The organism is Streptomyces sp. 147326, from assembly GCF_045000215.1.
In the GTDB taxonomy this organism is placed as follows: Bacteria; Actinomycetota; Actinomycetes; order Streptomycetales; family Streptomycetaceae; genus Streptomyces.
In genome coordinates, this window is record NZ_CP134201.1 from 1,868,877 (window position 1) to 1,880,685 (window position 11,809).

8 protein-coding genes are annotated in these 11,809 nt (G+C 71.0%); 2 read left to right on the top strand and 6 right to left on the bottom strand.

The window, feature by feature from the left end; all coding sequences use genetic code 11:
- Positions 1-85: 85 nt before the first annotated feature.
- The 3 genes from RIU97_RS08530 to RIU97_RS08540 are packed head-to-tail and all read right to left on the bottom strand — an operon-like array spanning position 86 to position 5,961.
- Positions 86-4,816, bottom strand: a complete 4,731-nt coding sequence (locus RIU97_RS08530; RefSeq protein WP_404954794.1) for a putative T7SS-secreted protein — start codon at positions 4,814-4,816, stop codon at positions 86-88.
- On the bottom strand, positions 4,817-5,461 hold the full coding sequence (locus tag RIU97_RS08535) for a hypothetical protein (RefSeq protein WP_404954796.1): 645 nt from the start codon (positions 5,459-5,461) through the stop codon (positions 4,817-4,819).
- On the bottom strand, positions 5,458-5,961 hold the full coding sequence (locus tag RIU97_RS08540; RefSeq protein WP_404954798.1) for an SseB family protein: 504 nt from the start codon (positions 5,959-5,961) through the stop codon (positions 5,458-5,460). Before RIU97_RS08540 ends, RIU97_RS08535 begins: the two co-directional genes overlap by 4 nt.
- Before the next feature lie 124 nt (positions 5,962-6,085).
- Between RIU97_RS08540 and RIU97_RS08545 the strand changes: the two genes are divergently transcribed.
- Positions 6,086-6,946, top strand: a complete 861-nt coding sequence (locus RIU97_RS08545; protein ID WP_404954800.1) for an alpha/beta fold hydrolase — start codon at positions 6,086-6,088, stop codon at positions 6,944-6,946.
- Between the two features lie 34 nt (positions 6,947-6,980).
- Here the strand turns inward: RIU97_RS08545 and RIU97_RS08550 are convergent, their stop codons facing one another.
- The 3 genes from RIU97_RS08550 to RIU97_RS08560 form a co-directional block, all read right to left on the bottom strand.
- Entirely contained in the window at positions 6,981-7,994 is a 1,014-nt protein-coding gene (locus RIU97_RS08550) for a TolB family protein (RefSeq protein WP_404962791.1), read from the bottom strand.
- Between the two features lie 16 nt (positions 7,995-8,010).
- Positions 8,011-9,381, bottom strand: coding sequence for an MFS transporter (locus RIU97_RS08555; RefSeq protein ID WP_404954802.1), 1,371 nt, complete (start codon positions 9,379-9,381; stop codon positions 8,011-8,013).
- Between the two features lie 122 nt (positions 9,382-9,503).
- Positions 9,504-10,382, bottom strand: coding sequence for a glycosyltransferase (locus tag RIU97_RS08560; protein WP_404954805.1), 879 nt, complete (start codon positions 10,380-10,382; stop codon positions 9,504-9,506).
- Between the two features lie 328 nt (positions 10,383-10,710).
- Here RIU97_RS08560 and RIU97_RS08565 point away from each other — a divergent pair, with 328 nt between their 5' ends.
- Positions 10,711-11,802, top strand: coding sequence for a Gfo/Idh/MocA family protein (locus RIU97_RS08565; RefSeq protein WP_404954807.1), 1,092 nt, complete (start codon positions 10,711-10,713; stop codon positions 11,800-11,802).
- Positions 11,803-11,809: the final 7 nt, after the last annotated feature.

Genomic DNA, 11,809 nt, shown 5'->3' on the forward strand with positions numbered 1-11,809 from the left:
GTGGCACGGTCCGCGCCGAGAGGTCCGCCGCCAGTCCGCCGAGCGGGCTCCTGAACCGATATCTGAACTTTCGAATCACTGTCACTCAATTCACAAACTTGAGAAGGTGGAACACGCCCCGGCTGAAATAGTTCTCGACTCCCATGCCGGTGGGGCCTCGGACGTAGTCGAAGTTGTGCGGCTGTGCTCCGGCCTCACTGTAGAGGCGGCTGTGTTTCTCGAAGAACTCGTCCATCTTGTCAGTCGTCATCTTGGTGATGTCCGCCTTGTTCATGTTGGCGAAGTCTTCCGCCGACACCTTGAAGGTGAGCACCTCCACCTCGATGACCTCCCCTTCCTCGGCTCGTCCGCGAATGCGCTGCGCGTAGCTGACCGCCTCGCCCAACGTGCCCCATGAGTACACTCCCTCACCCCACTGCCCTCGGGTGTCTGCCTCGGGCCAGGGATTTCCGTCGCCCCTGAGCCGTGTGGCGTTGGCAGGGTCCTGCACGGTGTGGAACTCATGGTAGTCAGGCGCCAGCCCCAGATGGTCGGTGGCGTGGAGGGGGTTGGGTACATACGCCAACGGGTTCGGCGCCGGCGCGATCCCGAGAGGGTCGGCACTGAGGTACCGGCCGATTTGAGGGTCGTAGTAGCGCTGGCAGTTGTAATGAATTCCGGTTTCCGGGTCGAAGTACTGGCCGGCGAATCGGAGGGGCGTGTAGGCGGACGCATCGCTGTTCCAAGCCGTGGCTCCCCAGAGTGTCGCCCGGGTTCGCCAGCAGATGTTGTCCTCTTCGTCGATCAGCTCCGTAGGGGTGCCGATGAGGTCAGTGACGATCGCGAAGAACCGTTCGTCGACCACCTCCTGAGCCGCTCCGGCGGATAGGACGCGTTCCGTCTGGGCGAGGGGCTGCAGGCCTTCGTGGTCCCAGGTGAGGACGACCGATGGGGTGCGGGCCCCGTCCAGCGTCGTGATCTGTTCACACAGGAGCGTGCCGTCCCAGGTGAAAGAGATCTGCTCAAGGACTTCGACGCCGTCCGGCGCCAGGCGCTGCTTGGCGGTACGGCGGCCCAGCGGGTCGTAGGAGTAGCGCCACACCGTGCCGTCGGGCGTGGTCACCCGCGTCAGACGGTCCTCGGCATCCCACTCGTAGCGCCAGGTGTCCGGTTTCCTGGAGAGCCGGGTCTTCTGGCGCAGGACGACTCGGCCGAGCTCGTCGTGCTCGTACCGGACGCTGCCCGCCCGGGTGAGGACCGTGCCCGCGTACTCCCTCTGCCCTGTGGCCTCCTGGCCGGGATGCGTGGCGGGCCAGAAGGCTTCGGTCTGGTTGCCGTCGGCGTCATAGACGTAGCGCTCGGTCCATTCCGGTGCGGACACGCCGGTGACGCGGCCCACCGCGTCCAGCTCGAAGCGGCGGCTGCCGGAAAGCCGGTCGTCCATCGCGACGAGCTTGCCGTCGTCGCGATAACTGTAGGCGCGGTGCTGGAGGCTGCGCTGCGCACTCGACACCAGGTGGTCCGTAAGACGGCCGTGTTCGTCGTACGTGGAGGAAAAGGTAAGACCGTCCCCGATACGACGGGTGGTCTCGCGGCCTGCGGCATCCCTCTCGAAGGTCAGCGTCCGGCCCGCGGTCGTCAGCTCCGTCCGTCGGCCCATCGCGTCGTATGCCCAGGAGCTCACGGCCCCGGAGGGTGTCGTGCGGGAGGTACGGCGGCCGAGCCCGTCGTGGGTGTAGGCCGTGGTGCGACCGTTCACCGTCTCGGCCCGGAGGCGTCCGTACCGGTCACGCAGGTGTGTGACCGTCGACTCCGGGCCGACCGCTTCGGCGAGCTGCCCGGAGAGGTAGTAGGTGAAAGTGGTGACCGTTCCCTGCACGTCCTTCGCGACCACTCGGCCCAGCTCGTCGCGTTCGTAGCGGATCGTCCGGCCAGCGGCATCGGTGCGGCTGGCGAGTCCGCCCGCCGCGTCGTGGGTGTAGGTCAGTGTGCGGTCGTCGAAGTCCGTCTCGGATATGAGGTGTCCTACGGCGTCGTACCCGTAGTCCCAGCTCTGGCCGAAGGGGTTGATGACCTGGGTGAGGCGGAGCTCCGCGTCGTGGTGGAACTCGTAGCGCACTCCGTCGGGACCTGTCCGGGTCGCCAGGAGGTCGAAGTGGGTGTAGGTGAAGCGCGTCACCCCGCCGACGGCGTTGGTGTGGGTGAGGCAGTTGCCTTCACCGTCGTAGGTCCATGACTCCTCGGTGCCGTCGGGGCCCGTCCGGTGGGTGAGCTTCCCCTCAGGCGTCCACCGGAACCTGGTGGTGGCCCCGAGCGGGTCCACCAGCGAGACCGGCCGCCCGAACACGTCGCGTTCCACGCGCGTCGTCGCGCCCGTCGGGTCGGTGACCTCGACGCTCAGACCGGCGGCGTTGGTGCGGATGTGGGTCGTACGGCCCAGGGCATCCGTCACTCCCGTGCAGTGGCCCGTCTCGTTGTATGTGTAGCGGGTGGTCACGCCCGTCGGATCGGTGACCGATGTCCGGTTGCCGCGTTCGTCGTACTCCCGCACCGTCGTGGTGAGGTCGGGATGAACCACCTTGACCGGCAGCCCGCGATCGTCGTACTGGACGGTCATCTCGTGTCCGTCGGGCCGGACGGCGGATGTCAGCCGGCCGCTTTCATCATACATGAAGCGGCTGGTGCGCCCGAGGGGGTTCGTGCGGGAGAGGAGGCGGTTGTACCGGTCGCGCTCGAAGCGGGTGACTCCACCCAGCGGGTCGATCTCCGCGACCACTTGGTGAGCGTCGTTGATCAGGTAGCGATGGACGGCGCCGTTCGCGAGGGTGGTGGTCGTCGCCCGCAGGCCGGTCGTCGCGTCAGCGGCGTCGTAGTCGATGCGCAGTGCGACGTGCCCTTCCGCGCCGCCTTCGGCCACGCAGCGGTCGTGCTCGTCGTACACGTAGTCGTAGCGACTGCCGTTGGTGTCGGTCCACGAGGTGACCCGGGCTCGTTCGTCGTAGGTGAAACAGAGCGGCTTGCCGGAGGAGCTGATCACCTCGGTCAGGTTTCCGCCGTCGTAGCCGTATCGACGTATCTCCTGGTCGCTGCCGTCCGGTGCGGCACCGGCCAGGTGCAGGGCGGTGATTCGGCCCGCACTCGTCGTCAGCTCAAGGCGGTATCCGGCACTGTGGACGATGCCCGTGGGGCTGCCTTCGGTGTCGTACTCGAAGGTGATCCAGTTCCCGTGCCGGTCGTCGATCTGGGCCAGGGGGGCGAGACCCGTGCTGCCGACCGTGAAGTGCCACACCCGGCCGGTGTCGGGGTCGCTGATGCTGTAGTCGTCTCCGGCACGGTCCAGCGGCCAGCGCGGGCCGTGGCTCGGCATGACGGGGACACCCGGGGCCGGGTGCGGGTAGGCGAGAAGGAGACCGTCGTCGCACACGAAGACGACTCCTTCGGAGTCGATCTCCAAGCGCTGATCGGCGGTGGACGACCAGGACGGGCCGAACCAGCGGCCGGCCCGGTAGTCGGACGCCACCCGGCGGCGGAAGACCAGCGGCAGGACGCCGGGAAGCACGATGTCGCGCTGCGGCAGGTACATCACACCGGTCGCGAGGTCGACCGGGTCGGTCGGCCCGTTCTCGACCGCGTCTTCCGTACGTGAGACGCCGGCCGGTCCGTCCGTGCCCTGACGAGCGGCGCTCCGGGCGGCGTCGTCCGCGCCGTGCTTGACGCTGTTCTTCACACCGGCGGTGGCGATGGTCTTGAGGCCGCCGGCGCCCTTGGTGCCGATGAGTTCGGGGATGAGCCGGCCGATGAACTCGCTCGGGTCGCCCTTGGCCGCTTCCCACGCGCTCTTCAGTGCCCGGTCCGGATGCGCCGCGGTGGACGCCAGCCCGGCCAGGGTCATGTTCAGGTTCTTGTAGTAGTCGGCGGGGTGGGTGATGTTGTACAGGTCGAGCGGGTTCACCGAACGGACGAAGTTGGTGATGCCCACGACGCCCTTGACGACACCGCCGCTCAGGTGCAGCATCTCCACGCCCTGGCCGACACCCCAGTCGACGAAGTTGAGCTTGGCCCGGTCGGTGGCCGACGGCATCGCCGGCGCGTGCGCCAGTGCGGCGGTCACCGCCTTGTTCGCCGTGTCGGCCGCCTCGTTGCGCTGGCGGCGGGCGTCGTTCAGGATCTCCTGCGCCCGGTCCCGCACCGCGCTGCCAGGATCGGCGGGGCACTCGGGCCTGGGCAGCGGGTTGTCGCCGGTGCGCGCGTCCTCGTAGGCGGCGACCTTCTTCTTGTAGTCGGCGGCCGCGTTCTTGCTGGCCTCCTGGCCCTGCTTGTAGAGGTCGATGGCCTCCTTCGCCCGGCCCTGCGCCCACGTCACCGTCGTGGCGTACGCCTCCAGGGCCTTCGCCGCGCCCTCGAAGGCGTCCGCCGCGTGCAGCCAGTCGGTGGGCAGCGTCTGGAACTTCTCCCGGAAGGTGTCGGCCGCCGCGCCCTTCCAGCGGCTGGAGTCCAGGCCCTTCATGCCCTGGCCCACCGAGTCGAAGGCGCTCTTGAAGTCCCGCAGGTTCTTGACGCTCGCGTTGATGTCGGAGACCTTGCCGTGGATCAGCTCGTTGGCCTCCTCGGTCTGCCCGAGCTGCTGTTCGCCGACCGTGGCGCCCAGCGAGGACGCCGTACTGTCACCCCAGTCCTCGACCGCGTCCGCCCAGTCCTCGGCGCCGACGTACTCCAGACCGTCGCCGACGACGTCCGTGGCCTTGTCGACGCCCTCACCGACCAGCTTCTTGCCGGCGTCCCAGCCGTCTTCGAGCTTGCCGAGGCCCTTGTCGACCCAGCCCCCGAAGTCCACCACTTACTCGCTCCCCCACGTCGGCTGCTTCGCCCGGTCCACCGCGCCCTGCGTGGGCTCGAGCGTCTCGCGCAGCTTCTCGTCCATCAGCGCACGCTCCTTCTCGCCGAACACGCCCTGGTTCTGCATCGAGTCGAGCAGTCCGTCCTCGACGTCGTAGGCGGTGTCGCGCCAGGTCTGCTCGACCTCTTCCTGGGCCTCGGAGAACGACTCGGGGCTCCAGTCCGCCCCGTCCCACGCGTGCTGGTCGCGGATCTCGTCCCAGTCCTTGGCCTTGACCTCTTCCTCCGACAGGTGCGGGTTGCCGTTGATCCCGTTCACCGCGATCTTGAAGGTGTCCTTGACGTACTGCTCCTGCTCGCTGATCGCGCCCGCCGAGAGGCCGACGGCCTTCGCGAAGCCGTTACCGCGCATCATCAGCCCGCGCACGCCCCACTCCCAGCGCTCGCAGAACGTCTTGAACCCCGACGCCAGGCCTTCGTGACCCAACTGCATCCCGGACAGCGACAGATCCGAGAATCCGCGCCCGGTGGACGCCTGGCCGATCATGCCGAGGTCCTTCAGCTCGCCATGCGCCTTGTCGATGCCGCTCGCTATCAGCTTCAGCGCTTCCGGGGGTACGTCCAGATCCGAATCGGAACCGCTCACCGTTCACCCCCGAGGTCCACCACTGCCGAGTCCGGCACCACGCCCGCGACCGGCGGGAACAGCATCCCGTCAGGGCTGCCGGCGTCGAGCGCCACTCCCGCGGGCACCCCCAGCTTCGGCACCATCACGTCCAGCAGCCGTGCTCCGTACACCGAGTGGTACTCCCACTCCCGCCCCGCGTCACCCTGCGCGACCGCAAACCTCGCCAGCGCCTCCTCGTCCGAGAACGCACAGATCCACCGGACCCCGCCCTGCTCGGCCGTCCACAGACTGCCGTACGGATCGATCGGCACCAGCACGGCCGTACGGCGGAACTCGCCCAGCAGCACCGCGAACTCCCGGCGCGCCGCAGCTTCCCAGCCTTCGGCCGGAACGGTCGGTTTTACTTTCTTCACGGTCGGTGGCGGCCCCTCGCCCACCAGGTCGGCCAGCCGAACTACCTGGTGGGGCTGCGGGCTTACGCCTTGACTCTCCCCGTCTATCGTCACGACAGGGATCATCACATGTTCACTTTTTCGATTGCAATTTCGATCCGGAGTCCGGTCACCGACGGACCTGAGCCGGAAACCGTTGAACGCGGTCCGCGACCTGCGCAGGATGGCCACGAGCGAGGGAGGTCCATTCATGCCATCCACCGAAGTGACCACGCAAACGGTGCGCGCCGAGGACGGCGCCACGGCCCAAGTCCGGTTCCACCGAAGGCCCGGTGATCCGTCGGCCCCCGTGCTGGTGTGCATGCCCGCCATGGGCACCAGGGCCGTCTCCTACACCCCGCTGGCGGAGGCCCTCGCCCGCGCCGGGTTCCAGGTGGTCCTCGGCGAGCTGCGGGGGCAGGGGACGAGCTCCGTACGCGTGCGGCGCGGGGTGCGCTACGGCTACCACGAGATGGTGACGTACGACTACCCCGCGCTGTTCCGGGCGGTCGCGGCCGCCTTCCCCGAGGCGCCGCGCCACCTCCTGGGGCACAGCCTCGGCGGGCAGCTCGGCACGCTCTACCTCAGCCAGGAGCCGCACATGGCCGCGGGCGCGATCCTGGTGGGCGCCCCCTCCTGCCACTACCGGGGCTGGCCGTTCCCGCAGCGCCTCGGGATGCTCGCGGGGTTCCAGCTCGCGGCCGCGTTCTCCTCGGCGTACGGGTACTTCCCCGGCCGGCGCATCGGCGTACTGGGGAACGACTCCGCGCAGATCCTGCGGGACATGGCCGCCCAGGTCCGGACGGGCCGCTACCACGTGCCGTCCTCCCCCGTGGACTTCGAGCCCTGGCTGGCCGAGCTGGACCTTCCGGTGCTCGCGGTGACCGTCAGGGGCGACGGCATGGCCCCGCCCGCAGGGGTGCGGGGGCTCAGCGACAAGCTCACGAGCGCGCGGGTGACGCACTGGGAGCTGGTCCTCGGCGACGGGGTGCGGGGCAGCCGCCACTACGGGTGGATCCGCGACCACGCCTCGCTCGTCGACCGGGTGAGGACCTTCGTGGACCAGGCCTGACCGGCTTGCGGCCACGGGCCCCTGCGCGGGTGCGTCAGCCCAGACGGGACGGGGAGGAGGCGCCGGGGGTCAGCAGCCGGGGGGTGCCGGTGCCGTCGGCGGGCACGGTCCACAGGTCGGTGCTGTCGGCGGCCCCGTCGGCGGGCAGGGCGTAGGCGAGGGTCCGGTCGTCGAGCCAGGCGGCCTGGTCGTCCACGCTCCGCTTCTCGGCGAGCGCGTGCTCGCGGAGGGTGCCCAGGTCCATGACGTGTTCGCGCCACAGCGAGGCTCCGGGCCGCACCCGCTTCTTGTACGCGATGCGGGTCTCGTCCGGCGACAGGGACGGGCATTCGACGTTCTGCGCGAGGGTGGTGACGGTACGCCGGGAGATCGATCCCCTGACCAGATGGGTCTGGCCGGCGGTGGCGAGCGTGGCGTAGAAGGTGTCGTCGTCCTTGGAGAAGGTGACGCCCCAGAAGTTCACGTCCTGGGCGCGGTGGTCCCGGCCGTCCATGGTGATGGCGAACTCCTCCAGGCTGGATTCGAGCTTCCCGGTGCGGGTGTCCAGTATCGCGGTGCGCGTGGAGAAGAACGCGGAGCCGTAGGACTCGCCGGAGACGAAGACGGTCCAGGCGGCGAACCGGCCGCTGGGCGAGACGCGGGCACGGCTGGGGGTGCCCGCCAGGGGGAGACTGCGCACGGTGCGCAGGTCGGCGTCGACGATCAGGGCCTTGTTGTCCTGGGCGAGCGCGCCCGGCGAGGAGCGCAGGCACACTCCGGTGCCCGCGGCCGCGTAGAAGCGCTGGCAGTCGAGGCCGGAGGCGGTGCGCGCGGACCGGGGGGCATCGGCGGGGACCGAGGCGAGGGCTCCGCGGTGGGGGCCCTGTCCGCTGTTGAGGAAGGCCAGTTCCCCCTGCCGAGTGAGGGTGACGCCGCCCGCGGCGATCTCCGGGCCGCCCGTACGCGGCCGGTCGGCGCGGTCGGCGGCGCGTACCACCAGCGCGGCGGCGAGGCCTCCGAGCAGCAGCACCGCCACCGCGAGGACGAGCAGGCGGCGTGACAACGACAGCGTCATACGGGGGGCCTCACGGGCTTCGGGTCGGGTCGGGGAGGGCGGGCGTGCCGGAGGGGGCCGCGTCGGGGGCCGCCGGGCGCAGGACGAGGCCGGCGACGGCCGCGCAGCACAGCAGTCCGGCCGCGGCGGCGGCGAGTGCCGGGCCCGTGCCCCAGAGGCTCCACGCCGCGCCGAAGGCCAGCGAGCAGCCGAAGCGGGCCAGCGCCTGGCCGGTGCCGACCAGGGCCAGGCCGGTGGCGCGCAGCCGCCCGGGGACGGTGGCGGCCACGGCGGCGGGCAGCACGCCGTCGGTGGCGGCGTAGAACATGCCGTGCAGCGCGAGGACGAGGTAGGGCAGCGGCGGCCAGTCCGGGGCCCACAGCAGCAGCCCGTACCCGGCCAGCAGGAGGGCGTGCCCGGTGAGGAACACGGTGCGCCGGCCGATCCGGTCGGCGAGGGCGCCCGCGGGGACGGCCAACAGCAGGAACACGGCGGCGGTGCCCAGCGGCAGGAGCGGGAACCACTGCTCGCCGATGCCGGTACGGCGCTGCAGCAGCAGGTAGACGAAGGCGTCGCTGACCGTGGTCAGGCCCAGCAGGACGGCGCAGAGCGCCAGGGCGCGCAGCCTCGGCAGCCGCAGCAGGGCCATCGCGTCGCGCAGCCGTACGGGGTCCGGGCGGGCCGCGCCGCCGCCGGCCGCCCGGGCCGGGACCGCCGTGCCGCCGCCACCGGCCGCCCCGGCCGGGACCGCCGCGCCGCCGCCGGACGGGACGAACAGCATGAGCACCACCACGCCGAGCACCGCGACGCACGCGCTGACGCCGAAGACGGCGTCGTACCCGTCGACCGCCACGCTCAGCACGAGGAACGCGGCGAGCGGGCCGAGCAGCGCCCCGGTGGTGTCCATGGCCCGGTGCACGCCGAAGGCGCGGCCCTGTAACTCGGCCGGTGTGGAGAGGGAGATCATCGCGTCGCGCGGGGCGGTGCGCAGGCCCTTGCCGGTGCGTTCCAGCGCGAGGATCACGCTGATCGGGCCGAGGCCGTGGGCGAACAGCAGCAGCGGCTTGCACAGGGCGGACAGCCCGTAGCCGATGCCGGCGATCAGCTTGTGGTTGCGGACCCGGTCGGCGAGATGGCCGCCGGTCAGCTGCACCAGGGCGCTGACTCCGTTGTAGAGGCCGTCGAGCGCGCCGAAACCGAGCGGGCTCAGGCCCAGACCGGCGATCAGGTACAGGGGCAGGACGGCCGTGACCATCTCGGAGGAGACGTCGGTGATCAGGCTGACCGTGCCCAGGGCCAGGACGGCCGAAGTGACGGCGGGGGTCCGTAACGATCCCCGGTCCGGCGGGGCTTGCGTGTCCGCGGGCGGGGCCGAGGGCGCGGAGCGGTCCGCGAGGTACATGCGCTGGAGCTCCCGGTGCCGACGGTCTGATTCCTCGAACGTGCGAATGAAACCCTAGAGGTTGTACGGGCCAACGGTGGGGCGTACGGCCCGATTCGGCCGCACGCCCCCGGTCGCCGCGCTCACCCCTGCCGGCTGCTCTCGTCCCGCAGCCAGGTGGAGAAGTCCTGGTTCCGGATGGCCTTGCGGGAACCCCTGCGGGCGGCGAGCGCGGCCAGGACGAAGACCATCACACCGGGGAGCAGCCGCGGCTGGGCCCGCAGGAGGGCGCGCAGGTCGGCCGTGCCCGTACGGGCGGACGGCGCGGCCGCACCGGCCCCTTGCGTGGCCTGGAAGCGCTCGAACTCGGCGGAGGAGGTCGCCGCGCGGATCCGCCGCCGGACGAGGTCGGACCAGGTGCGCGGCGGGTGCACGACGACCCGGGCCGCCTCGACCACGCGCCGCTCCCCCGGCCCGAAGGCGAGGGACGCGGCCAGGTCGTCGGCCATCAGCGGGGGCAGCGCGGCGATCCGCGCGTGCCCCGGCTCGGTCACCGCGATGACCCCCCGCCCGAACAGGCCCTCGCGGACGGCCGGGAGCCGCTGCCACACGCGGTAGTACGCCCGGACCGGCCAGGCGCAGCCGGCCAGCGGGATGTCCCGGCCGGGGGCGGCGGCGAGCAGGGCCGGACTTCCGGCGAGCGCGCCCGTCAGGGCCCGTACGTCGGCGGCCCCGACGACGACGTCGGCGTCCACGTAGAGACGGGGGAAGCCCCGCGCGTGCTCGTCCCCGACCCGGAGTGCCGTGTGTTTGGAGGGAGTCGGGATCTCCACCACCCGTACGCGGGAACCGCGCGCACCCGCCACCCGGGCGGTGTCGTCCGTACAGCCGTTGCACACCACGACGATGTCGGGCCCGTCCGCCGGTGTGCCGGTGTTGCCGTCGGCGTCGGCCAGGAGCGCGTCGAGGAGCCGGCCGATGACCCGGCCCTCGTTGTGGGCCGGTATCACGATGCTGGTCACCCGGGCAGTATGCACGGTCGAACACCCGCGCCAGGCGATTCCGTCAACTCTGCCCGGGGGTACGCCCGGTGGACTAGATTGAGCGGCGCCGAGCGGTTTCGGCAGGAGGTACGGGTTCGGCTGCTTGGGGGAACATGCGGCCGGCCGGGGGGTAGTACGCGGAATCACGCAAAGCATCGGTTGTGGGGGGCCATCACCGTTGAGCAGGTCATGCCCGGGTCGCGCAGGCGTCCGGCCTGCCCTCGACGGCTCTCCCCTTCATCCCACGCGCCCCGGCCATGAGTTGTCGGCACGCCGGTCGGGCGTGCGCGGAAGGAAGGGGAACGCTGTGAAGCCCAACGCTGTGAAGGACGGTGGCTCGAAGGCCGCCGGGCGGGCGGAGCCGTTAGGCGTCGCCGTGGTCGGTGCGGGCTACTGGGGCCCCAATCTGGTCCGCAACTTCCAGTCCAGTCCGCAGTTCCGGCTGCGCTGGCTCTGTGATCTGAACGTCGACCGCGCCCGGCAGGTGCTCGGCGGGTACTCCACCGTCCAGGCGACCTCGGACTACGAGGCGGTCCTCGCCGATCCGGACGTCGACGCGGTCGCCGTGGCCACCCCGGCCGGAACCCACCTGGACGTCGCGCTGGCCGCCCTGCGCGCCGGCAAGCACGTCCTGGTGGAGAAGCCCCTCGCCGCCACGTACGAGGACGGGCTGCGGCTGGTCAACGAGGCCGAGGAACGCGGCCTCACGCTGATGTGCGACCACACGTACTGCTACACCCCGGCGGTGGGCCGCATCCGGGAGATGGTCCGCTCCGGCGAGCTCGGCGAGATCCACTTCGTCGACTCGGTACGGATCAACCTGGGGCTCGTCCAGAAGGACATCGACGTCCTGTGGGACCTGGCCCCCCACGACCTGTCGGTCCTCGACTTCATCCTCCCGGACCACGTCCGGCCCGTTGCCGTCGCCGCGCACGGAGCCGATCCGATCGGGGCCGGGCAGTCCTGCGTGGCCTATCTGACGCTCCAGCTGAGCACCGGCGCCATCGCCCACGTGCACGTCAACTGGCTGTCCCCGACGAAGGTGCGCACCACCATGGTCGGCGGGTCCAAGCGCACCCTGGTGTGGGACGACCTCAACCCCTCCCAGCGCGTGGCCGTGTTCGACCGCGGCGTGGAGCTGAGCGCCCCGCAGGAGATCGGCGCGGACGAGCGCCGCGACATGCTCGTCTCCTACCGGACCGGCGACATGGTGGCGCCCGCGATCGGTGAGAAGGAGGCGCTGCGCAGCATGGTCGAGGAGTTCGCCGCGGCGATCGGATCGGGGCGGCCGGCCCTGACCGACGGGCGGGCGGGCCTGAAGGTGCTCGACATTCTGGAAGCGGCCTCCCGGAGCCTGGAGTTCAAGGGCGCGGTCGTCGGACTGCGCACCGAACGCTGACCGTTCG